Annotated in this window: 17 protein-coding genes, 1 tRNA gene and 1 pseudogene; 7 read left to right on the top strand and 12 right to left on the bottom strand. The window is 70.4% G+C overall.

The genetic code is table 11. From position 1 onward, the window contains the following. Positions 1–16: 16 nt before the first annotated feature. Positions 17–1,591, bottom strand: coding sequence for an ISAzo13 family transposase (locus ACFXC1_RS39535; RefSeq protein ID WP_381252348.1), 1,575 nt, complete (start codon positions 1,589–1,591; stop codon positions 17–19). A gap of 175 nt (positions 1,592–1,766) precedes the next feature. Between ACFXC1_RS39535 and ACFXC1_RS39530 the strand changes: the two genes are divergently transcribed. After that, positions 1,767–2,729: a transposase family protein gene (locus ACFXC1_RS39530; RefSeq protein ID WP_381252153.1), complete on the top strand. Its 963-nt coding sequence runs from the start codon at positions 1,767–1,769 to the stop codon at positions 2,727–2,729. Between the two features lie 312 nt (positions 2,730–3,041). Here ACFXC1_RS39530 and ACFXC1_RS39525 read toward each other — a convergent pair whose 3' ends face one another. The 8 genes from ACFXC1_RS39525 to ACFXC1_RS39490 form a co-directional block, all read right to left on the bottom strand. Further along, entirely contained in the window at positions 3,042–4,502 is a 1,461-nt protein-coding gene (locus ACFXC1_RS39525) for an aldehyde dehydrogenase family protein (RefSeq protein ID WP_381252151.1), read from the bottom strand. A gap of 59 nt (positions 4,503–4,561) precedes the next feature. Then, the gene (locus ACFXC1_RS39520; RefSeq protein WP_381252149.1) at positions 4,562–5,503 is read right to left on the bottom strand and encodes a malate dehydrogenase; all 942 of its coding nucleotides are present in this window, start codon (positions 5,501–5,503) and stop codon (positions 4,562–4,564) included. 25 nt (positions 5,504–5,528) lie between these two features. After that, on the bottom strand, positions 5,529–7,157 hold the full coding sequence (locus ACFXC1_RS39515) for a thiamine pyrophosphate-dependent enzyme (RefSeq protein WP_381252147.1): 1,629 nt from the start codon (positions 7,155–7,157) through the stop codon (positions 5,529–5,531). Between the two features lie 117 nt (positions 7,158–7,274). Next, a complete protein-coding gene (locus ACFXC1_RS39510; RefSeq protein WP_381252145.1) occupies positions 7,275–8,012 on the bottom strand; it encodes an IclR family transcriptional regulator in 738 nt (245 codons plus the stop codon). Continuing rightward, positions 8,009–9,031, bottom strand: a complete 1,023-nt coding sequence (locus ACFXC1_RS39505) for a carbon-nitrogen hydrolase family protein (RefSeq protein WP_381252143.1) — start codon at positions 9,029–9,031, stop codon at positions 8,009–8,011. Before ACFXC1_RS39505 ends, ACFXC1_RS39510 begins: the two co-directional genes overlap by 4 nt. 20 nt (positions 9,032–9,051) lie before the next feature. Then, positions 9,052–10,419 carry an amidase family protein gene (locus ACFXC1_RS39500; protein WP_381252142.1) on the bottom strand — a complete coding sequence of 456 codons (1,368 nt, stop codon included), beginning with the start codon at positions 10,417–10,419 and terminating at the stop codon, positions 9,052–9,054. 294 nt (positions 10,420–10,713) lie between these two features. After that, positions 10,714–13,332, bottom strand: a complete 2,619-nt coding sequence (locus ACFXC1_RS39495) for a glycoside hydrolase family 3 protein (protein ID WP_381252140.1) — start codon at positions 13,330–13,332, stop codon at positions 10,714–10,716. Positions 13,333–13,503: 171 nt separating this feature from the next. Next, a complete protein-coding gene (locus ACFXC1_RS39490; protein ID WP_381252138.1) occupies positions 13,504–14,784 on the bottom strand; it encodes an MFS transporter in 1,281 nt (426 codons plus the stop codon). A gap of 200 nt (positions 14,785–14,984) precedes the next feature. Between ACFXC1_RS39490 and ACFXC1_RS39485 the strand changes: the two genes are divergently transcribed. The 6 genes from ACFXC1_RS39485 to ACFXC1_RS39460 all read left to right on the top strand — a co-directional run bounded on the left by ACFXC1_RS39485 (position 14,985) and on the right by ACFXC1_RS39460 (position 20,537). Beyond that, positions 14,985–15,641, top strand: a complete 657-nt coding sequence (locus ACFXC1_RS39485) for a TetR family transcriptional regulator (RefSeq protein WP_381252136.1) — start codon at positions 14,985–14,987, stop codon at positions 15,639–15,641. Between the two features lie 241 nt (positions 15,642–15,882). After that, entirely contained in the window at positions 15,883–17,205 is a 1,323-nt protein-coding gene (locus ACFXC1_RS39480) for an ABC transporter substrate-binding protein (RefSeq protein ID WP_381252134.1), read from the top strand. Continuing rightward, a complete protein-coding gene (locus ACFXC1_RS39475) occupies positions 17,202–17,930 on the top strand; it encodes an ABC transporter ATP-binding protein (RefSeq protein ID WP_381252132.1) in 729 nt (242 codons plus the stop codon). Before ACFXC1_RS39480 ends, ACFXC1_RS39475 begins: the two co-directional genes overlap by 4 nt. After that, positions 17,927–18,655, top strand: coding sequence for an ABC transporter ATP-binding protein (locus tag ACFXC1_RS39470; RefSeq protein ID WP_381252130.1), 729 nt, complete (start codon positions 17,927–17,929; stop codon positions 18,653–18,655). The genes ACFXC1_RS39475 and ACFXC1_RS39470 overlap by 4 nt, the downstream gene beginning before the upstream one ends. Further along, positions 18,652–19,524 carry a branched-chain amino acid ABC transporter permease gene (locus tag ACFXC1_RS39465; RefSeq protein WP_381252128.1) on the top strand — a complete coding sequence of 291 codons (873 nt, stop codon included), beginning with the start codon at positions 18,652–18,654 and terminating at the stop codon, positions 19,522–19,524. The genes ACFXC1_RS39470 and ACFXC1_RS39465 overlap by 4 nt, the downstream gene beginning before the upstream one ends. Continuing rightward, positions 19,521–20,537, top strand: coding sequence for a branched-chain amino acid ABC transporter permease (locus tag ACFXC1_RS39460; protein WP_381252126.1), 1,017 nt, complete (start codon positions 19,521–19,523; stop codon positions 20,535–20,537). Before ACFXC1_RS39465 ends, ACFXC1_RS39460 begins: the two co-directional genes overlap by 4 nt. Before the next feature lie 214 nt (positions 20,538–20,751). Here ACFXC1_RS39460 and ACFXC1_RS39455 read toward each other — a convergent pair whose 3' ends face one another. The 3 genes and pseudogenes from ACFXC1_RS39455 to ACFXC1_RS39445 all read right to left on the bottom strand — a co-directional run. Then, entirely contained in the window at positions 20,752–20,955 is a 204-nt protein-coding gene (locus ACFXC1_RS39455) for a hypothetical protein (RefSeq protein WP_381252124.1), read from the bottom strand. Positions 20,956–21,172: 217 nt separating this feature from the next. Next, positions 21,173–21,255 (bottom strand) — tRNA-Ile (locus ACFXC1_RS39450). Continuing rightward, positions 21,232–21,588: pseudogene (locus tag ACFXC1_RS39445) on the bottom strand (hypothetical protein); the annotation flags it as partial. The gene ACFXC1_RS39450 and the pseudogene ACFXC1_RS39445, both read right to left, overlap by 24 nt. Positions 21,589–21,655: the final 67 nt, after the last annotated feature.

Here is a 21,655-nt window from a genome sequence, read left to right as displayed (position 1 = left end):
AAGGGCTCGCAGAGAATCAACATGCGGGTTTGATCTTCATCGGCGGGTGGGTTCCGTACTGGTCGAGGTGAGCGGCCACGTCGGTTGGGGTGCGGAATCTGGCGGTTGACGGGTGGATGATGTGATCGTGCTTGGCCAGGAGCGGGCGTGCTTCCTGGACGGCTCGTGTGAGAGTGCTTCCGGTAACGCCAAAGAGCCGGGCGAGCAGGTCGTGGGTGCCGATCTTGCGGAGGCAGAGCACGGTGGCCAGGATGCGGTCTGCGTCGGAGAGCTTGTCCTTGGCTCCCGCACCTCGCCTCCGTCGGCGTTCGCCGCCCCGGCGCTCGTGGCGGATCTGCTCACGCTGTTGGGTGAGCGCCGGGATCAACTCATGGACCAGAGCGTCGAGTTGGGTGGCGGTCATGCCGGTCAGCTCCGGGTCGCGGAGAGACCTGGCGTCAACGCCGTCCGGGGGCGCGGCCGGTCGGGCGGTTGGGGTGATGGCGGTATCCGGTTCTGTCTCCTGTCGAGAGGCCGGGAGAGAGCCAGCAGGGCGGAGCGTGTAGTTCCAGTCGCCGTGGAAGCGGTGCCGGCTCATTGCCAGTGCGTCGATCTCGGCGTCGGTGACCTTCACGCCGGTGTCGTAGGTGCCGGTGTCGAGTTCGGCTTCTACTTTCAGACCGGTGCGGGTCGTGGTTGCCGCGATGCTGTCCACGATGACTTCATGGCTGGTCAGCGGTCTGCCGCGCCAGTTCATGGTGATGTGGGAGAACAGCCGGTGCTCGATCTTGTTCCACTTCGAGGTCCCGGGCGGTAGGTGACAAACGGTGATCTGCAGGCCCGTCCGGGAGGCGAGGGCGGCCAGTTCACTCTTCCAGGCCCGGGTGCGGTAGCCGTTGGAGCCGCCCGCGTCCGCGGTGATCAGAACGCGGGTGGCATGCGGGTAGTCGTGTCGGCCGCGGGCCTGCCACCAGCGGCGGATCGAGGCGACAGCGAATTCGGCGGTGTCGTGGTCCGTGCCGACGCTGACCCAGCCGGTGTTCGCCGCGAGGTCGTAGATGCCGTACGGGATCGCCTTGCCCGGTCCCTGCCGGTCCAGGAAGTCATGCGTTTTGACCAGCACGGGTTCGCCCGCCGGCCGCCACTGACGCCCGGCGTTCTTGTAGTCGCCGACCAACTCCTTCTTCTTGGTGTCCACGCTGATCACCGGGTCCACGGCACGCATGTGTTCCCGGGCCTGGTCATTGATGTAGCGGAACTGGGCATCACGGTCCGGGTGCTGTGCGCCCTCGATGGTCTTCGCGTTGGCCTGCAGGCTGAAGCCCTCCGCCCGCAGCAGGTCCCCGACCGTGTCCGCACTCACCGTGTGCCCCTGCCGGGTGAGTTCGGCGGCAAGCTTCCTCGTCGACTTGGTCGTCCAGCGCAGCGGCGATACCGGGTCCACCTCGGCGTCCTTCTTGCGCCCGCCGCCGGGACGGCGAACCCGCCCCAGCGGTCCCCCACCCGCCTCCAACTCGTCCACGCCCTTGCGAACCGTGGTCTCGCTGACCTGAGCCGCCTGCGCGACCACCCGGACACCACCATGCCCAAGGACCCGGGCCTCGGCCCCCATCAGCAGCCGACGCTGCCGCTCGTCCAGATGAGGGAACAACACCCCGAACTTGACAGCCAGTTGATCACGCGTCGCGTCAGGGATGCCATACCAAGTGAACGAGCCCGGATGCGTGAAGCAACACGTTGATTCTCTGCGAGCCCTAACGACCTCGTGCACGGTTGGCCGTGGCCTCGTGCCCGGGCGGCTCGTTGAGCTGTGCATGATGGGGGCTGGGGCGCGCGAGTTGATCGTGGCGGAGTACCGGATCACCGGGCTGTCGCCGGTAGTGATCGCTGAACTGATCGCCGAGATAGGGCCGTTATGGCATGAGCAGCATCAGGCGCGCCTGACAGCACGACCGCGGCAACGTGCGGTAGGAGCAGGTGCGAAGCACCAGTTCGTCTTCGTCGACCGGCTGCCGGCCACGCTGGTGAGTCTGCGCCATGGCACCACTCATGACGTGCTGGCCTGCTGGTTCGGCGTGAACCGTTCCACCATCACCCGCGCCATCGGCGAGGTATGGCCCCTGCTCGCGCTGCGGGGCTGCATCATCGCGCCGGACATCCGGCTGCGTACTCTCGCCGAGGTCGTCGAGTACCTGGGCGCTGGTGGCCGCACCGGCATCATCGACGGCACAGAGATCCGCGTGCGGCGCCCGGCCGCAGGACGCAAGGACCGGGACAAATTCGTCTCCGGCAAGACCAAGCAGAACGCCGTGAAGGCCATGGTCCTCACAGACGCTGAGGGGCGCATGCTGTTCTGCAGCCCAGTCCGACCAGGCAGTTGCGCTGACATCACCCAGGCCCGGCAACTGGGACTGGCCCAGCTTCTGGTCGACGGACCGTTCATGGAGATCCTCGCGGACGCCGGCTACCAGGGCATGGGAGCGCAGACCGGCAGGCGGGTGGTGACGCCACCACATCGCAAGTTCAAGAAAAACGCTCCCGCCTGGTACGAGGAACGACACGAACTCCAGCGCAAAGCGCACTCCTCACGCCGGATCCGCGTCGAGCACGGCATCGCGCACCTCAAGAACTGGCGTGCTCTGACCCGACATCTCGGCCGACGCGAGGACATGAGCGACATCGTCCCAGCCGTCGCCGGACTGCTCTCACACCAGCAGACCGCCACCCTCGACCACGGCCTTCGAGACTGAACACCGACAACGCCACACACCTCGACGTGCCACAGCCAACCGTGCACGAGGTCGCTAGAAAGGCGCTCTCGACGGTGAGCACTCATTCCGCCCGGCGAAAGGGCTGCCACCGCACGCTTTGCCTACGCTCCAGCGGAGGTGATCCGCCCACCACGGGCTCAAGCACGACGCTCCAGCACCCCTCTCCGCAGGAATTCACCGCCGGACAGGTCGTTCGTGGAAGTCCCTGCCTTGTCCCTGGATCGGCGATGACTCCCAGGGTGCAGGGGCGGCGTGTTCCATGGCCTGTCTCGAAGTGTCCGACAGGTCGGTTCAGAAGGGGTAGTGCGCTTGCTGCGTGGCGATGGTCACCCAGCGGGTGCTGGAGAACGCTTCGACCCCCCAACGGCCGCCGAAGCGCCCATGCCCGGAGGCCTTGACTCCGCCGAACGGGGCCTGCGGCTCGTCGGCCACCGACTGGTCGTTGATGTGCACAATGCCCGTACGGATCCGGCGCGCCACCGTCAGTCCGTGGGTGGCGTTCTCCGTGATGACGCCGCAGGTCAGGCCGTTGTCGGTGTCGTTGGCGAGGGTTACGGCGCTTTCGTCGTCGGTGAAGGTCTCGATCACGCAGACCGGGCCGAACGCCTCCGCATGGTACAGGTCCGCGTCCCTCGGGACGTCGGTGAGGACGGTCGCCGGGTGGACCGCGCCGTCCGGTTCGCCGCCGCCGACCAGGACCTTCGCGCCCTTGGCCACGGCGTCCGCGACCAGGTCGGCAACCCGCCTGGCGGCCTGTGCGCTCACCAGCGGACCCACGACCGTGTACGGCTCCCCGGGGTCGCCTACCGGCAGCGAACCCACCTTCGCGGTGAACTTCCGGGTGAACTCCTCCGCCAGGGACTCGTGGACGAGGATCCGGTCGCCGGACATGCAGATCTGCCCGGCGTTCATGAACACGCTGAACGTCACGGCGTCCACTGCGTACTCCACGTCAGCGTCGTCGAGGACGAGGACCGCGTTCTTGCCGCCCAGCTCCAGTACGGCGGGCTTGAGGTGACGGGCCGCCAGTTCTCCGACGATCCGTCCGACAGCGGTGGAGCCGGTGAAGTTCACCGCCCGCACCCGCCCGTCGGCGATCAGCGTCTCGGCGATCTCGGCAGCGTCCTCACGGGCGTTGGTGATGACGTTGAGCACGCCGTCCGGCAGCCCGGCCTCCCGCAGCACGTCGGCGACCAGGAGCCCGCAGGCGATCGGCGCGTCCTCGCTCGCCTTGACGACGACGGTGTTGCCCGCGGCCAGTGGTGCCGCCACCGCCCGCACGCCCAGGATGACTGGCGCGTTCCAGGGCGCGAACGCCGCGACCACCCCCAGGGGTTCGCGTATCGCCAGGCCCAGCGCACCCTGTTCCTGCGCGCTGAGCACCTCACCGCGCGGGGCGGTGATCGCGGCTGCCGCCTCGCGCAGGATGTTTGCCGCCAGCATCACGTTGAAGTACGCCCATGGTCGGGTGCCGCCCGCCTCCTGCGCCATGAGGTCGGCGACCTGTGCGCCGCGCCCGTCCAGCAGGTCGGCGGCCTTGAGGAAGATCGCCCGGCGGGCGAAGGGGGCCATCGCTGCCCATGCCTCGAACGCAGCGTCGGCCGCGTCCACGGCGCGCACGACATCCTCGGGACCGGCGGCGGCGACGGTGGCGTACACCTCCCCGGTGAAGGGGTTGATGTCCTCGGTGGTCCGGCCGGAGACGGCGGGCACGTATTCGCCGTCGATGTACAGGTCTCGGGTGATGGCCATGAGGTCGATCTCCTTGCTACGTAGCGTCGTTGATACGTGGTGATACGTGATCAGTTGTGTCAGGACGGTTGAGCCACGGCCTGGTCGGTCAGATCGGCGGCACCCGCCTCGACACGGTCGGCGGCCCGGACCATGCCGGCCGTTTCCTCCGCCGACAGGTCCCAGGCCGCGATGCGGCGTACGCCCTCGGGTCCGAGTTCGACGGGCACCGTGAGGCTGGTGCCGTGCACGCCGTACTCGCCGTCCAGTACGACGGAGGCGGGGACGAGGGTCCCGGAGCCGGTGGCGATCGCCTCGATGAGGCGGGCGGTGCCCAGGCCGGTGGTCCAGGTGGAGGTGCGGCCCGAGTCGAGGGCCACGTGCTTGGAGTACCAGGTGTCCACGTACTCTTCGGCGGCCGTGCGCTGCTCGTCGGTGAGTACGACGCTTGCCCCGCCGATCCTGACCCGGCTGTACAGCGGGACCTGGCCCTCGCCGTGCTCGCCGAGCATCCAGGCGTCGACGTCCTTCGGCGGCACGCCGAGCGCGAACGCGATGCCGGTGCGCAGCCGGAGGCTGTCGTTGAGGGTGTAGCCGATCATCCGCTCGCGCCGCAGCCAGCCCTGCCGGTGCACCCAGGTCAGCAGCGGGTCCACGGGATTGGTGAGCATGAGCACCAGTCCGCCGAAGTCCGCTCCCGCCTCCCGCAGGGGACGCAGGCACTCGTTCACGACCCGCGCGTTGTCGGCGAGGAAGACGGAACGGGAGGAGTTCAGCCGCAGCGGGACGGCGGCGCTGAGCACGACCACGTCGGCGTCGAGGACATCCTCGGGGGTGCCGCCCCGCACGGTGTCGGCGGTGGCGCCGAGGCCGAGGGCGTTCTCCAGGTCCATGGTGTGGCTGGTGATCATGTTCGGGCGGGTGTCGACGAGCACGATCTCGTACGTCCCCTGCGCGGAGAGCAGGTTGAACGCGGCGGAGGAGCCGATGCCGCCGGCGCCTCCGATGATGACGACCTTCACGGGTCTGTGCCTTCCGTTCAGCGGATCAGGAGGAGTAGTGGGCGTCGGCCTCGACGGGGACCTCGAGCACGAGCGGCTCACGCCGGTCCGCCAGTGTCGGCAGGATTTTGTCCAGGACGGACAGCAACGCGGTGTGGTCCTCGACCCGTTCGGCCGGGCAGCCCAGGCCCTTGGCCAGGGTCGACACGCTCAGCTCGGTGAAGGCGGGCCAGGCCGGGGCGGCGGCGCCCTCGCGCTCGGAGAGGCGGTCCATGATCGCGTAGCGGCCGTTGGCGAGGACGACGAACAGGACGCCGATGTCGTAGTGCGCGGCGCTCCACAGTGCCTGGATCGAGTAGAGGGAGGAGCCGTCGCCGAGCACGGCCACGACGGGCCGGTCCGGGGCGCCGTGGCGGACGCCGATCGCGGCCGGCATGGCGAAGCCCAGTCCGCCCATCGCCGCGCTGAGGAAGCCGAGGGGCGCGCGGGCGGGCAGCAGCCGGTGCAGGTCCGGGCGGCTGGAGGGGGTCTCCTCGACCACCACGGCGTTCGGGTCGAGCCGCTCGGCGAGAGCGGCCAGGACGTGAGCGGCCCGCAGGGGTTCACCGGGGAGAGGCGGCTGGGGTGCGGTCGGCCGGTTCGGCGCCGAGGAGCGCGGAATGGCGGGCACCAGCAGGGCCAACCGGCTTACGGTATCGGCCGGTTCGGCGAGCAGCACCAGCTCCGCCGGGCTGCGGTGGGCCTCCTCCGGGTCGTCGGTGATGACGGCGACCCGGGTGCCCGGCTCGGTGAACTCGCCGGGGGCGTAGGTGTATTGGCGGAACGCGGCGGCTCCGACGGTGAGGACCGTGTCGTACGGCGCGAGCGCTTCGCGCAGTGCGGGGCGCACCGCGGGCAGGTGGCCGGCGAAAAGTCGGTGGTCCTGGGGGAAGCCGGCGCGGGCGCCGAACGGCTCCTGGTAGACCGGGCAGTCCAGGCGCTCGGCCAGCGTGACGAGGGCCTCCCAGCCGTCCGCCGTGTCGTTGCCGGCGCCCGCCATCAGACAGGGCGAGTCGGCGGCCGTCAGCAGCGCGGCGAGGGCGGCCACGGCGTCGTCGGAGACCGTACGACCGCCTCGCACCGCGACCGGTCCGCGCGGCGCGGCGTGGGCGACGTCGTCGTCGGCCTCGGCGAACCAGTCGTCCATCGGGACCACCACGACCGCCGGACCACGGCCTTCCTGGGCCTCGTGCCAGGCGCGGGCCACGGCGCCGGGGACGTCCTGCGCACGGGCCGGCGTGTGCTGCCACACGGGGTACTCCCCCGCGAGGCCGTCCAACCGCCCGGCCAGGAACGGCTCGTGGGGCAGATGCCGACGGTCCTGCTGGCCCACGATGACCACCAGGGGCGCGCGGTTGGCGCGGGCGGTGGCCAGGGCGCTGACCGCGTTGCCGTATCCGGCGGTGGTGTGCAGCAGTACGAGCGCGGGGCGACCGGTGGCCAGGGCGCTGCCGGAGGCCATCCCGACGACCGAACCCTCGTGCAGGCCGAGCACGAAGGAGATGTCGGCGGGCAGGTCGGAGAGGAAGCCGACCTCGGTGGAGCCCGGGTTGCTGAAGAGGGTGGTGAGGTCGTACTGGCGCAGGACGTCGAAGGTCTGTTCCTTGACGGTCCTGGTGTGGGCGGCCGTGGTCATCGCGGGTCCCCTTTCTGGCAGGACTGGACGCTAAGCCGCCCAACCCCGGGGGACCACGGGCACGTTCACTATGCGAAACGTGGCGTACGTGAGTCGGTCTCCGGGTCGGCGGACGAGTCAGTCGACCCCGGGCAGGATCGCTCCGGTGGACAGCTCTCCGCGCAGCCGGCCGGTGATGAGGCGGGCGGTGTCGAGGACGGCCTCGATCTGTGGCGGGCCGGGCTGTTCGACGGTGAAGGCGATCGACACGGCGGCGACGGCGTGGCCGGGCGCCGACACGACCGGCGCGGAGACCGTCCCGAGGCCGCGCACGACCTCGTTGCGTGTGGTGGCGTAGCCGCAGGCGCGGGCCCGGCTGATCTCCGGTCGCTCACCGAGCAGTTGCGGCTCGGCGGACAGCATGGCGATGCCCGGGGAGCCCAGGGTCAGCGGATGCCGGTCGCCGGGGCTGTAGACGGTGCGCGAGCGGGTGCTCTCGACCTCGACGGAGACCAGCGTGACCGCTTCTTCGCCGTCCCGGACGACGAAGAAGGAGGTCAGGCCCACGCGCGCGGCCAGCTTGGCGATCTCCGGCTTGGCGATCCGCTGGAGCATGGGCAGGGTGCGCCGGCCCAGTGACTGGGCGCGGGTGCCGATGACGTACCCGTGGGTGGTGTGCGCGACCAGGTGGTGGTCCTGGAGGGTGCGCAGCAGCCGGTAGATGATCGAGCGGTGCAGCCCCATCTGCTGGCTCAGTTCGGCCAGCGTCAGGGGTACGTCCGACAGCGCGATCACTTCCAGGAGCCTGAGCCCCCGGTCCAGGGTCTGGACGGAGGGCCGGCCCGGCGGCGGGGGGTCTTCGGCAGGCCGGGTCATGGCTCGGGGATCTCGTCGTCCAGCGACGGGAACAGCGCCGGGAACGCGGTCTCGGCGGGGCTGCCCTCCCGGACCACGGGCCGCCGCGGTTCGCGACGGTGAACGAGGTAGGTGGCGTCGGCGCGCGCGTAGTGCCCGGCCGGGTCGTAGGCGTTCTTCGCGATGTCGATCTCGTCGAGGTCGATGTCGGCGTACACCAGTGCCTCCTCACCCTCGTCGACGTCCTTGGTGAGGGTACGTCCGTCGGGGCCGAAGATCCGGGAGCAGCCGCCGCCGGCCGTGAGCAGGCGGCGCTGCTCGGGGGTGGACGCGAAGACGTCGACGCCGTCCGGGGAGATGACCTGGGTGGCCATCAGGACGAAGGCGCTGCCCTCGATGGCGTACACCTGGGACGCGGCGATGTTGGCCTCGGCGCTGAGCTGGAAGGCGAGGTCGCGGTAGAGGCCGAAGCACGGCCAGGCGGCCACGTGCACCTGCTCGTTCTGCGCGTACATGGCGTACTTGCTGAGCGGCTGGACGTGCTCGGCGCAGTTCAGGGCGCCGAGCCGGCCGAGCGCGCTGTCGACGACCTTGAGGTCGCTGCCGTCGCCCTCGCCGAACAGGCTGCGCTCGACATGGGTCGGCTTGAGCTTACGGCGGTGCAGGAGCACGCTGCCGTCGGCGGCGATCACGGTCTGGGTGATGTAGAGGCTGCCGTGGTCCTTCTCGCTGTATCCGAGCGCGACGGTGATGCCGTGCTGCCGGGCGGCGCGGCGGATCGTGGTCATCCCGTCGCTGTCGGGATCGAGCGAGGCGGCGTGGTAACGGCCGACGAAGGGGACCTGGTCGGCGACGGCGCCCAGCCACAGGAAGTGCGGGTAGCCGGGGATCCACACTTCCGGGAAGGCGATGAGCGAGGCCCCGCCTCGGGCCGCTTCCGCGATCAGTGCGACGGTCTTGGCGACCCCGGCCTCCGCGTCGAGCCAGGCGGGCTCGGCCTGGACGGCCGCGGCCTTGAAGCGGCGAGTGGTCTCTGTCATGTCCGATCGTCTCCTTCTCTTCATGCTCCCGCTTCCAGGAGCTTTTCGACCAGCAGGCCGAGGCCCAGGAGCCGTCGGTCGGTGTTCCAGGGCGCGTCGAGCGCCACACCCACCGGGAGTCCCTGGCCCGCCGACCGGACGGGCACGGTGAGGCCGGGAAGAGCGGCGACGCTGCCGGGTCCCGTGTTGCGGATGTACGTGGGGAAGGTCGGACGCAGGACACCGTCCAGCCGCACCCGCTCGGTGTCGGTGTCGATCAGTCCGGCGGGCAGTGGTGTGGTGGGGAAGAGTACGGCGTGTGCTCCGGTTTCGCGGAAGGTCCGCCGGTAGCCGTCCACCAGGACACGGTCGCGGATTTCGAGCGCGGCCTTGTACGCCGACTCGGTGACCGTCTGCGGGAACACGACCCGCTCCATCGTCGTGCGTACGTCGGGGTGGGTGATCCGCGCCAGGAGTTCCGCCGGTTCCGTGCCGCCCGTCGCCACGCTCAGGTACCCGGGCAGCTGCCTGGCGGCCTCGTAGAGGGTGATGGGGAATCCGGCCAGTTCCTCGGCCGTCTCGACCTCGGGCAGCCGTACCGGCACGAGCCGGACCCCGGCGGTCCTGAGGACGTCCAGACAGTGCTCCCACACCTCGGCGGTGCGCGGGTGCAGCGGCTCGGTGAAGTGGTGTGCGGGGACGGCGAGCACGACCTCGCGCGGGTCGGGTGCCTCGGCCGGGCCCAGGTCGGCGGCGAGGACGGTGTCCAGCAGGACGAGGTCGGCGACGGTCGCGGCCATGGGGCCGATGGTGTCGCGCGTCCGCGACAGCGGCGTCACGCCCCCGGCGGGGTAACGGCCGGTGGTCGGCCGCAGACCGGCGATGCCGGTGAGCGCGGCGGGGACACGGACCGAGCCGCCGGTGTCGGTGCCAAGACCTGCCGGGGCCAGACCGGCGGCGACGGCCGTGGCGGTGCCGCCGCTGCTGCCGCCCGCGAAACGGTCGGGGTCGGCCGGATTGCGGGCAGGGCCGTACGGGCCGCCCGCGGTGGTGGCTCCCAGGGCCAGCTCGTGCATGTTGGTCTTGCCGAGCACGATCGCGCCGGCCGCCCGCAGCCGGGTGATCGCCTGCGCGTCCCGGTCCGGGACGAATCCGGCGAGCGCCTCGCAGCCTGCGGTGTTGGGGAGTCCGGCGACGTGGATGTTGTCCTTGACTGCGATCGGCAGCCCGTGCAGCGGGCCGCGGGCGGGGCCACGGTCCGCCGCTGCGGCCTCGGCGAGGGCGCGGTCGGCGTCGAGGGTGACGAAGGCCCCCAGGTCGTCGGCCCGCTCCGCGCGCGCGAGGAGTTCCTCAGTGAGCGAGACGCTGGTGAGCGTCCCCGTGGCAAGCCTGGAGAGGGCGGTCTGCATGGGCGGACAATAGGGTCCTGTCCGCCGCTCATGAACATGGCTGTTTCGCAATGCGAGACTCCAGATGCGTTGGTCGGCACCGTCCGGGACTGAGCCGGACCTGCACGCGAGCGTCCACCGCGCCGAGAACGACCTCGGCGCGGTGGGAGACCGGGATCGCCCGGTCGGTCGTCGTCAAGCACCTCTCGCGAGGTGGCGGCGTACCCGAACCGGCGTGGGCCTGCGGTACGCCGGTCTCACGGTCCGCAAGGCCGGGAGGCCGCGAAACCGCGAGCCCGCCAGGCCTCGAAGCCGTCAGAGCGCGTCGCATGCCGCCTCGACGCGCAGATCCGGGTACGAGCGTCCGGCGCGCAGGCGGTAGCGGCCCTGGACCGTGTGCCAGGTGTCCAGCTCCGCGTCCCAGATTTGCGCGGCCCTGCGAGGCACCGGTATCTCCACCACGGCCGTCCTTCCGGGGGCGGCCTGGGCAGTGACGAAACCGGCGAGCCGGCGTCGGGGGCGCTCGGCCGCGTCGGCGGTGGCCGTGTCCGCCGGTTCCAGATACACCTGGACGACCTCACGGCCCGGGCGCCCACCGGTGTTGCGTACTTTCACGCGCAGTGTGCCCAGCTCGTGGGCGCCGGGTGGCGCGGGCGTGAACGCGGCCTCCTCGTACGCCCAGTCCGTGTATCCCAGGCCGTGGCCGAACCAGTAGGCGGGCTGGGTGTCCTGGCGGGCCCAGGCCCGGTAGCCGATGAAGACGTCCTCGTCGTAGGTGAGGAGGCCGTCGACGGGCTCGGTGTCCAGGACCGGGCAGTCGGTCATGGCCGCGGGCCAGGTGGTGGGGAGCCTTCCGCCGGGTTCCTCGGCGCCGAGCAGGACGTCGGCGAGGGCGTGCCCGGCCTCCTGCCCCGGGAACCAGGCGAGCAGGACGGCGGCGACCTCGTCGCGCCACGGCATCTCCACCGGGGAGCCGGTGTTGACGACCACGACGGTGCGCGGGTTGGCCTCGGCCACCCGGCGGACGAGTTCGTCCTGGTGGCCCGGCAGCTTCAGGCTCGCGCGGTCGAAGCCCTCGCTCTCCGTCTCCTCCGTGGTGGCCACCACGATCACCGCGACGTCACTGGCCGCGGCGACCGCGACGGCCTCCTCGATGAGTTCCTCGTCCGTGGCGGTCGGCGGGCGGTGCCCCAGGCCGAAGGCGAGAGCCGCGATGTTGTCGTCCATACCCTTGGTGAACGGGACGAAGCGCAAGGCGACCTCGACGGTCTCGCCCGCCGTCAACTCGACGGTGAAGCGCCGCTCGGACGGGTTGGTGAAGGCGAAGAAGGGGTCGTCGGAGTCGGGGACGCAGACGTCCTCGGCCAGCCGGTGACCGGCGACGTCGAGGGTGTAGCTGCCGAACCCCGTGACGCCGAAGGTGTGGGTTCCGCTCCGGTCGGGGGTGAAGCTGCCGGTGATGTCCACGGAGTGGAGCCGCCGTGCGGTCACCCCGGTGGGCAGGCTGCCCACCGTCATCACATGGCCGTCGGGCTGGGGCAGTTCGGCGAGGACGTTGCCGTCCTCGTCCCGGTAGCGGGAGCGCAGGGTGAAGTACTCGGCGGCCGGGGCGAGGCGGGTACGCGGGTCGGCGCCCTGCGCGTGGACCAGTTCGACGGCCGGCTGAAGAGCGCGGCGCAGTCCGGCCAGCGGGCTGACGACGTGCTCGGGGAAGACGGTGGCGCTGCCGCCGCCCATGACGCGGGCGTGGCGGGCGGTGTGGCCGATGAGGGCGACCCTGCGCAGCGCGTCCCGGTTCAGGGGAAGCACCGCACCGCCGTCGGGAGCGGGGTCGTTCTTGAGCAGGACGAAGGAGCGGCGGGCGATCTCGCGCGCCAGAGCCCTGCCGTCGATCTCCTCGGCCCCTGACGTACCGGCGGGCGGGGCGCCGTCGAGGGCGCCGACACGTGCGGCCAGCCGCAGGACGCGACGTACCGCCTCGTCGAGTGTCCGCTCGGCGACGCGGCCGTCGCGCACGGCGTCGGCGAGAGCGGCGCCGTAGACGGTCGTCGGGCCCGGCATCGCGATGTCCAGGCCGCCCTCGGCGGCGCGTACCGTGTCGCGGGCGGCCATCCAGTCCGAGACGATCACGCCGTCGAAGCCCCACTCCCCGCGCAGGACCTCGTTCTGGAGGCGGTGGTTCTCGGTCATGGTGGCGCCGTTGACACCGTTGTATGCGGACATGACACCCCAGGGCCCGGCGTGGGTGACGATGTGCTCGAAGGGCGCGAGGTACAGCTCGCGCAGCGCCCGTTCACCCACTCGCGCGTCGAGGGTGAACCGCTCGGTCTCGCTGTCGTTGGCGACGAAGTGCTTGACGGTCGTACCGACACCGCCGTCCTGCACACCGCGCACGTATCCGGCGCCGATGACCCCGGTGAGCAGGGGATCCTCCGAGAAGCACTCGAAGTGCCGGCCGCCCAGCGGAGTGCGGTGCAGGTTGACCGTGGGCGCGAGCAGTACGTCGACGCCCTTGCGGCGGGCCTCGTGCGCGAGCAACCGGCCGGCCCGGTGCGCGAGTTCGGGGTCCCAGGTGGCGGCGAGGGCGGTCGGACTGGGCAACGCGACCGAGGGGTCGTCCGGGGACCACCGGGTTCCCCGCACTCCGACGGGTCCGTCGGACATGACCACGGACCGCAGGCCGACGGCGGGCACGGCGGGCAACGACCACATGTCCTGGCCCGCGATCAGCCGGGCCTTGGTGTCGAGGTCCATACGGGCCAGAGCGCCTTCGACCACCCATGCGCGCAGTTCGTCATCGTCCGGCGCGGTCGCCGCGGTCGCCGCGGTCGCCGCGGTCGCCGCGGTCGCCGGGATCGTGTCCCGGCGGCCGTGATCCGCCCGCGGGGTCGTCCCGTTCACGGTGTGGCTCGTCACCGGGGTGCCTTCGGTCATGGCCGGTGCTCCTTCGTTCGGGTCGGCGGTGGCGGGGCGTCCAGGTGCGCCCCTCCCCCGTTCGGGCCCGTGGCCGGTGCGGTTGGCGCGCCCACCACGGGCAGGAGAGGGTGTCGACACACGGACGGCCCCCACCGGCCCGCGTGTCGACACCGTGGTGTCCGGGGACGCTCAGCGCGCTCCTCGCACCGGCCGGACGGCCAGGGCACCGAGCACCGCGAAGCCCGTAGCGGCCAGGAACAGGGCGGTGTAGTTCTGCCCTGCCCCGATGGCCAGGAAGAGCGGCGCGATCGCCGGGGCGACAGACTGCGGAAGCGCGTTGGCGATGTTGAACACGCCCAGGTCCCTGGCCACGTTGGTCTTGTCCGGCAGGACGTCGAGCACGAGCGCGAGGTCGACCGACATGTGGACGCCGATACCGAGACCCACGACGGCCACGCCGGCCAGCAGCAGGGTCATGCTGTGCGCGACGGCGACGGTGGGCAGACCGATCGCGGCGATGACACCCGCGAGCCCGACGAAGAGCTTGCGCCGGCCGAGCTTGTCCGACAGCCAGCCGCCGCCAGCGGAACCGGCCAGGATGCCGACGACCATCACCGACAGGACGACCCCGACCTGACCACCGACGTTGTCCGGCGTGTAGCCGAACCGGTCGATCAGCAGGAAGGCCTGGTACGTCATGAGCGTCGCCCAGCCGAGTACGAGGAGGAAGCGGCTCAGCCAGGCCCAGGCGTAGCTCGGCTGCGCGACCGGGTTGACCCAGAAACTGGCGAGGAACTCCTTGACCCCGTACGGCGTGGACGGCTTCTCGGTGCGCACCCTGTCGCGCAGCACCACCAGCAGCGGCACGACGGCCAGCAGGCCGAACAGGGCCGGTACGCCGAACATCAGCGTCATGTTCCCGGCGACGAGGTCCACGACGTACGCGGCGACGCCGAGCGCCAGGAACTGACAGAGTCCGAGCAGGCCGGAGAACTTGCCGCGCTGTTCCTCGGGCACCTGGTCCGGGACCACCGCGACGATGCCGGCCAGCGCGGTGTTGTAGGACAGCTGGACCAGCGAGCACCCCACGATGAGTATGCCCATGTTGGGCGCGTAGACGATGACCGCGGTGCCCAGGGTGCCGCTCACCATGCCGCCGAGGACGAACGGCCGGCGCATGCCGAAGCGCGACATGCACCGGTCCGACAGCTTCCCGGCCCACGGGTTGCCGATGAGGGCGAACAGCGCGCCCACACCGCTGACGACACCGATCACCGAGGTGGCGTCGTCGGGGTACAGGCGCAACACCTTGAGCTGCAGGGTCACCACGGCCGGTGCGAGGACCGCCAGCCAGATACCGAAGTAGGCGAGTGCGTAGAGCGAGACGAATCCGGCGCCGACGCGGGCGGTGACGGCCGGGGTGGCCGTACCGGCGGAGGCGGGAGGAGCGTCGGTGGTTCTTTCGGACATAGGGATCTCCCAGAGCGCGGAAGAGAGCGGAAGAAGGCGAGCGAGAGGGTCACAAGAGAGCGGAAGGGAGCTGGGACTCGTTCCCCCGGGGCCCGGGCGGACGGCTTCGTCGCGCCGGTGGGACCGCACTCTACAATTGCTACCTATCGGTCGGTAGGTTTTCGTTCATGATTTTTTTCCGCCGCACTAGAGTGAGCCGGGTGGCGGACGACAACGGCGCGAGGACAGGCGAGAGCGTGAGGACCGGCGGCAGGGCGAGTACGTACGCACGGGGCGACGCGGCCAAGCGGCGGATCCTCGACATCGCGACGGAGGAGTTCGCCGCCCGAGGCTACTGGGGCGCGTCCCTCCAGGACATCGCCGGCCGGACGGGCATGTCCAAGCCCGGCCTGCTCCACCACTTCCCCAGCAAGCAGGCACTGCTCGCGGCCGTACTGGCCGAGCGGGACCTGCGCGACCGGTACGGCATGGGGGTGGACGACATCTTCGCCCTGCGCGGCCTGCAGGTGCTCGACATGCTCGACCGGCTCGTGGTGCGCAACGCCGAGCGCTCCGGGCTCGTACAGCTCTCCCACGTCCTGGCCGCCGAATCGGCGGGCGGCGACCACCCCGCGGCCGAGACCGGCAGACGGCACTTCATGGAGGCGCGGACGCTGGTGCGGACGGCCCTGGAGGCGGGCATCGCCGACGGCGAGCTGCGCGCGGACCTCGACTGCGGGCTGCTGGCCACGCAGATCGTCGCCGTCATGGAGGGCCTGGAGAACCAGTGGCTGGCCGATCCCGGCCAGGTCGACCTGATGGGCGTGTTCCACGCGTACACCAGGGACCTGCGCGAACGGATCCGCGCGACGCCCTGACTCGCGCGGGCGCCGACCCCAGGAGCTCCAGGCGTCCCACCCGTCCCGTTATGGGCGTGCACTAACTCCTCTACGTCTCTCTGTGTACAGCTGATGTTCCATTAGGGTCACCGACGACCCAGCCGTCTCGCATATCGAATCCATGCCCTGTCCAGGCACGGACGGCGGGCCTACGTTCGCGGCCACTTCCTCCACTCGCCGCAGCCCGTGACCTGCGGCTCAAGGCCCTCCGGAGCCCGCCATGGAACACCCCGCGATCAAGCCGTCCCGCCGCAGCGTCCTCAGAGGCCTCGGAGCCACCGCCGTAGTGGCCTCCCCGATCCTGTCCGCCTGTTCCTCCGGCCTCAAGGGCTCGGGCACTTCGGCCGGCAACACCATCAAGATCGGTTACGTCAGCCCGCGCACCGGCGCCTACGCGGCCTTCGCCGAGTCCGACGCCTACATTCTCGAGCAGGTGCGTGCCTTCTTCGCCAAGGGGATCACCCACGACGGCAAGAAGTACGACGTGAAGATCCTGGACCGCGACACGGGCTCGGACCCGCAGCAGGCGGCCACCATCGCGGACGAGCTGATCTCCCAGCAGCAGGTCGACCTCGTCCTCGTCACCGCGACGCCGGACACGATCCACCCGGTGGCGGCCAAGTGCGAGAGCGAGGGCGTGCCCTGCGTCTCAACGATCGAGCCCTGGCAGGCCTGGTTCTTCGGGCGCGGCGCAACGCCGAAGAAGACCTTCAAGTACACGTTCCACTTCTTCGACGGCATCGAGCACCTGTCCAGGGTCGAGAGCGACATGTGGCGGCAGCACGACACCAACAAGAAGGTCGGCGTGCTGTGGCCGAACGACTCCGACGGCAACGCCTTCCGGGACAAGACCACCGGTTACCGCTCGCAGCCCTCAACCAAGGGCTTCACGTTCGTCGACCCGGGTTCCTACGAGCCCGGCACCAAGGACTTCTCGTCGATCATCGCGAACTTCAAGAAGGAGGGCGTCGAGATCCTCGCCGGCGTGCCCTCGCCGCCCGACTTCTCGACGTTCTGGACGCAGGCCGCACAGCAGAGCTTCAGGCCCAAGGTCGCCACCATCTCCAAGGCCATCCTCTTCGAGTCGTCGGTGGCCTCCCTGCCGAACAACCTCGGCAACGGTCTGTGCACGGCGAGCTGGTGGGTGCCGCAGTTCCCCTTCACCTCCACGATCACCGGCCAGACCGCCACCGCGCTCGCCGACGACTACGAGAAGTCCCCGCTGGCGAAGGGCCGGACGTGGAACCAGGGCCTCGGCCCCAACCACGCGCTGTTCGAGGTGGCCAACCACGTCCTGCGCAACGCGAACCCCAAGGACCGTGAGGCCGTCGCCGCCCAGATCGCGAAGACCAGCCTCGACACCGTCCTCGGCCACCTCTCGTGGACCGGCGGCGGCGCCGCCAACCCGGTCAAGAACGTCGCCACCATCCCCATGGTCGGCACCCAGTGGATCAAGGGGAGCGGTGACGCGTTCGAACTGAAGGTCGTCAGCAACAGCTTGATGCCGATGGTCAAGCCCGACGCGAAGGCGGCGGAACTGTGACCGCTCCACTCCTCGAAGTGGACCATCTCGCCGTGCACTTCGGCGAGTTGCGGGTCCTGGAGGACGTCGAGCTGACCGTCCCCCGCGGGCAGGCGGTCGGCATCGTCGGCCCGAACGGCGCGGGCAAGTCCACACTGCTCAGCGCGATCTCGGGCGTCGAGCGCGCGACCGCCGGTTCCGTGCGGCTCGCGGGCCGCGACGTCACTCGCACCTCCGCGGCGCAGCGATGCCGGCTCGGCGTCGGCCGCTCCTTCCAGATACCGCGCCCCTTCGGCGACCTGACCGTGTTCGAGAACGCACTGGTAGGCGCCGAGCGGGGGGCCCGGCTGCGGGGCGGCCCCGCCCGCGACCAGGCCCTGCGCGCGCTGGAGACCGCCGGGCTGCTCCACCTCGCCAACAAGTCCGCCGGGTCCCTGCCCCTCCTCGGCCGCAAACGGCTGGAGCTGGCACGGGCGCTGGCCACCGGCCCCGAACTGCTCCTCCTCGACGAGATCGCGGGCGGCCTCACCGAGGCCGAGGCGGAGGAACTCGTCGCCACCGTGCTGTCCCTGAAGGAGTCCGGCGTGACGATCCTGTGGATCGAGCATGTCGTCAAGGCCCTGGTCCAGGTCGTCGACCGGCTGGTCTGCCTCGCCTACGGCCGGATCCGCGTCGACGGCGACCCGCACGAGGTACTGGCCAGCGACGAGGTCGCGGAGGTCTACCTGGGAGGTACGGCAGCATGAGCACGCTTCTGCGAGTCGACTCCGTCGACGCCGGATACGGCGACTTCCAGGCCCTGTTCGGCATCGACATCGACGTGGCCGAGGGTGAGCTGCTCGCCCTCGTCGGCGCCAACGGAGCGGGAAAATCCACCCTGTTGAAAACCATCGCGGGAGCCCTGAAGCCCTTCCGCGGCACGATCGGCCTGGCCGGCGAGGACGTCACCGCCGAGCCGGACATCCGCCGGGCCCGCAAGGGGGTCTGCCTGGTCCCGGAGGGCCGCCGGCTCTTCCCGTCGCTCACCGTCGAGGAGAACCTCCAGGTGGGCGCAGCCACCGGGCGCAAGGGCCCCTGGAACCTGGCCAAGGTGTACGAGGCGATGCCGCTCGTCGCCGACCGCCGTACCCGCAAGGCGGCCCGGCTCTCCGGCGGTGAGCAGCAGGCCGTCGCCATCGGCCGCGCGCTGATGGGCAATCCGCGGCTGCTGCTCCTCGACGAGGTCTCCCTGGGCCTGGCCCCGCTCGTCGTGGACCAGCTCTACACGGCGCTGCCCGGTATCCGTGCCGAGGGCGCGACCGTGATCCTGGTCGAACAGGACCTCAACCGCACGTTCGCCGTGGCGGACCGCATCGCGTGTGTCCTGGAGGGCCGGATCGTGCTGACCGGCACGGCGGCCGGACTCACCCGCGACCAGGTGACCGCCGCGTACTTCGGCACCGGCGCCTTCCCGGAGGTGAAGACCCCATGACCTGGCTCAACGTAATCCTGCAGGGCGTCCTGCTCGGCGGCATCTTCGCCATGGCCGCCGCGGGCCTGTCCCTCGTCTTCGGCGTGATGCGGATCGCCAACCTCGCCCACGGGGATCTGATGATCCTCGGCGGCTACGTGGCCTCGGTGACCGCGGCCCACTACGGCGTCCCGGTCCCCGTCACCATCGTCGTGTCGATGGTCGCGGTCGGCGCGCTCGGCTACCTCGTCCAACGCTCCATGCTGGACCGCGCGATGGGCATCGGCGAACTCGCCCCGATGCTGGTCACCTTCGGCATCTCGGTCATCATCCCGAACGTCCTAGTCCAGGTGTTCAGCAGCGACGCGCAGCCCCTGCCCATCGGCTCGCTCGGCACCGCGAGCATCGACCTCGGCGGCGGCCTGGCCATCGGCTGGTTCCCCCTGATCACGGTAGCGGCGGCGGTAGCGGTCCTCTCCTCCCTCCACCTCTTCCTCTACCGCACCCAGCCCGGCCGGATCGTCCGGGCCACGTCCGACGACCGCGCGGTGGTCCGCCTCATGGGCGTCGACAACCGCCGTGTGTACGCGCTGACGTCGGTCATCGCCTTCGCCACGGTGGCCCTGGCCGGTGTCCTGTACACGATGCGGCAGGGCGGAGTCACCCCTTACGAGGGTCAGCTCACCGTCCTGTTCGCCTTCGAGACGGTCATCATCGGCGGTCTCGGCTCGCTGTGGGGCACGCTCGCCGGCGGTGTGGTGCTCGGTGTGGCCCAGTCCGTCGGCGCTCAGATCTCCCCGGACCTCCCCCTGCTCGCGGGGCACGTGGTCTTCCTCCTGGTCCTGGTGTTCCGCCCGCAGGGCCTGTTCGGCAGGAGTGTCCTCGCATGACCGTCCAGACAGCCCCCGCCGCCGAGGTGACCGAACTGCCGCCCGTTCACCGGGGTGGCCGCGCCACGGTCCTCGGCCTCACGGGCACAGCCGTCGTCCTGCTGGCGATGGCGGCCCTCCCCTACCTCGTCGAATCCGGCGTCACAGCCCAACTCGTCAAGCTCTGCTACCTGGTGGCCCTCGCCTCCATGTGGAACCTGCTCGCGGGGTACGCGGGCATGATGTCGATGGGCCAGCAGGCGTTCATCGGCCTGGGCGCCTACCTCCTGTTCGTCGTCAACGACCACGGCGTGAACGTCTACGCGGGCACGCTCGTCGTCTCCGCCGCGGTGGCGCTGCTCGCCTGGCCGGTGTCGTACCTCGCCTTCCGGCTGCGCGGCGGCTACTTCGCCGTCGGCACCTGGGTGATCGCCGAGGTCGTCCGCCTGATCGTGGTCCGCTTCCACTCCCTGGGAGCGGCGAGCGGACGCACCCTCTCGGACGTCACCGCCGATCCGGTGATACGACGCGCCTTCACCTACTGGCTGGCGCTCGCCGTCATGGCAGCGGCCGTGCTCGGCACCTACGCCGTCCTGCGCAGCCGCCTCGGCCTGAGCCTCCAGGCCATCCGCGACGACGACACCGCCGCCGGTTCCCTCGGCGTGAACGTCACGCGAGGCAAGCGGATCATCTACATCACCGCGGCTGCCGGATGTGCCGCCGCCGGTGCGGTGATCTGTGTCAATAGCCTGGGGGTGGCGTCGCCGACGCAGATCTTCGGAGTGCAGTACTCGGCCCTGATGGTCTTCATGGTGATCATCGGCGGCATCGGCACGATCGAGGGCCCCGTCGTCGGCGCGATCGCGTACTTCCTCCTCGACAAGTACTTCGCGCAGAGCGGCGTCTGGTACCTGATCGTGGTCGGCGCGGCGGCCATCGTGGTCTCGCTGTACCTGCCACGGGGACTGTGGGGAACGCTGGCGCACCGCACGGGATTCGCCGTCTTCCCGGTGCGCCATACGGTCCGGTTGTAGGCCCGGCATCAGGAAGAGGCGTCCCAGTAGGTGGCTCCTCTCCCTGATGTACGCGCTTCACCTCAAGCGATCCAGTAACCGATCATGATGTGGTTGTCCCACACCGTCATGCCATCTCACCGCGTAACGGGATTACGGATGGTGGGTCCGGAGGAAGGAAAGATCCTGCGTGGCGAGGCGGAGAGCAAACGCCACAACCAGCCCTCCTCTTGCCTTACCTGCCGCCATAGAGACGTCCTGCGCTCCATGCCAAAAACTGGGCAATCACCCCCAAGGTCCACACCTCTGAGGCTGCCCAGGCATCGGACTGCATCTTCAGCATGGGATGCGGCGACGCCTGCCGTACTCCCCCGGCAAGACCTATCTCGGCCGACAGCTCGAAGACCCCGCCGGCCAGGGCGTCGGAGTCGTCTGCCACGCCTGCCGGTCCTCTCCGGGCCGTTGCCAGTACGGGCTGTTTCGCGTCCCGGCTCGGACCACACCCCCTTCGGGCGGTCCCCGTACCCGCCTGGCGGCCCGGCAGAGGCGCCTACCCGAAGGCCCCCCGGCAGCACTTCTGATTTCTCGTGTCCTGCCAGTGTCCCGAATCCGACACCCAAAAATGAACGTTTACACAGGTCAGGGTCCTGCACAGGTGGGGCGGGTGGGACTCGAACCCACGGCCGACGGATTATGAGTCCATCGGGGATCTTGGCGGCCCTTGACGGTGCCGCGCCCCGTCCGCAGGCGCCGTGAGGATGCGCTGGTAGTCCACCGACAGAACCGACCACGCAAGCCCTTGGCACCACACCGGCACCTGCGACTTCGGCTTCGCCGCGTCCCGCAGCGTCGACCGCACCTCCGCTTCCCGCAGATCCGCGGTGACCTCCGCCTCGTCGGCGGCACCGCCGTCCGGAGCCAGCACCGTATCGACCCGCCTGCGAGCGATCACCCACTCCTGCCGTTCCAGCTCGGCCGCAGCCGGCTCGGCCTGAATGCGGCCGGCCTCCTCCCTCAGCCCGTCGACTCGACCCCGGCACTTGAGATCGTCCTGGTCCGTGACATCCCCGATGGGGACCGTGATGGCGGACGAGGTCAGTGTTGCCGTTTCGGTCACTAGCTGACCGAAACGGTAACCT

It is taken from the genome of Streptomyces hokutonensis, assembly GCF_042751305.1.
Taxonomy (GTDB): Bacteria; Actinomycetota; Actinomycetes; order Streptomycetales; family Streptomycetaceae; genus Streptomyces; species Streptomyces hokutonensis_A.
The sequence above is the reverse complement of the archived record's forward strand: the minus strand, read 5'-3'. Positions and strand labels throughout refer to the sequence as shown.

Excerpts from the sequence above, each read along its gene's own strand:
- ACFXC1_RS39535 (WP_381252348.1), bottom strand. The coding sequence starts at position 1,591 with ATGGGGGCCGAGGCCCGGGTCCTTGGGCATGGTGGTGTCCGGGTGGTC.
- ACFXC1_RS39525 (WP_381252151.1), bottom strand. The coding sequence starts at position 4,502 with ATGGCCATCACCCGAGACCTGTACATCGACGGCGAATACGTGCCCGCC.
- ACFXC1_RS39515 (WP_381252147.1), bottom strand. The coding sequence starts at position 7,157 with ATGACCACGGCCGCCCACACCAGGACCGTCAAGGAACAGACCTTCGAC.
- ACFXC1_RS39510 (WP_381252145.1), bottom strand. The coding sequence starts at position 8,012 with ATGACCCGGCCTGCCGAAGACCCCCCGCCGCCGGGCCGGCCCTCCGTC.
- ACFXC1_RS39505 (WP_381252143.1), bottom strand. The coding sequence starts at position 9,031 with ATGACAGAGACCACTCGCCGCTTCAAGGCCGCGGCCGTCCAGGCCGAG.
- ACFXC1_RS39500 (WP_381252142.1), bottom strand. The coding sequence starts at position 10,419 with ATGCAGACCGCCCTCTCCAGGCTTGCCACGGGGACGCTCACCAGCGTC.
- ACFXC1_RS39495 (WP_381252140.1), bottom strand. The coding sequence starts at position 13,332 with ATGACCGAAGGCACCCCGGTGACGAGCCACACCGTGAACGGGACGACC.
- ACFXC1_RS39490 (WP_381252138.1), bottom strand. The coding sequence starts at position 14,784 with ATGTCCGAAAGAACCACCGACGCTCCTCCCGCCTCCGCCGGTACGGCC.
- ACFXC1_RS39480 (WP_381252134.1), top strand. The coding sequence starts at position 15,883 with ATGGAACACCCCGCGATCAAGCCGTCCCGCCGCAGCGTCCTCAGAGGC.
- ACFXC1_RS39470 (WP_381252130.1), top strand. The coding sequence starts at position 17,927 with ATGAGCACGCTTCTGCGAGTCGACTCCGTCGACGCCGGATACGGCGAC.
- ACFXC1_RS39465 (WP_381252128.1), top strand. The coding sequence starts at position 18,652 with ATGACCTGGCTCAACGTAATCCTGCAGGGCGTCCTGCTCGGCGGCATC.
- ACFXC1_RS39460 (WP_381252126.1), top strand. The coding sequence starts at position 19,521 with ATGACCGTCCAGACAGCCCCCGCCGCCGAGGTGACCGAACTGCCGCCC.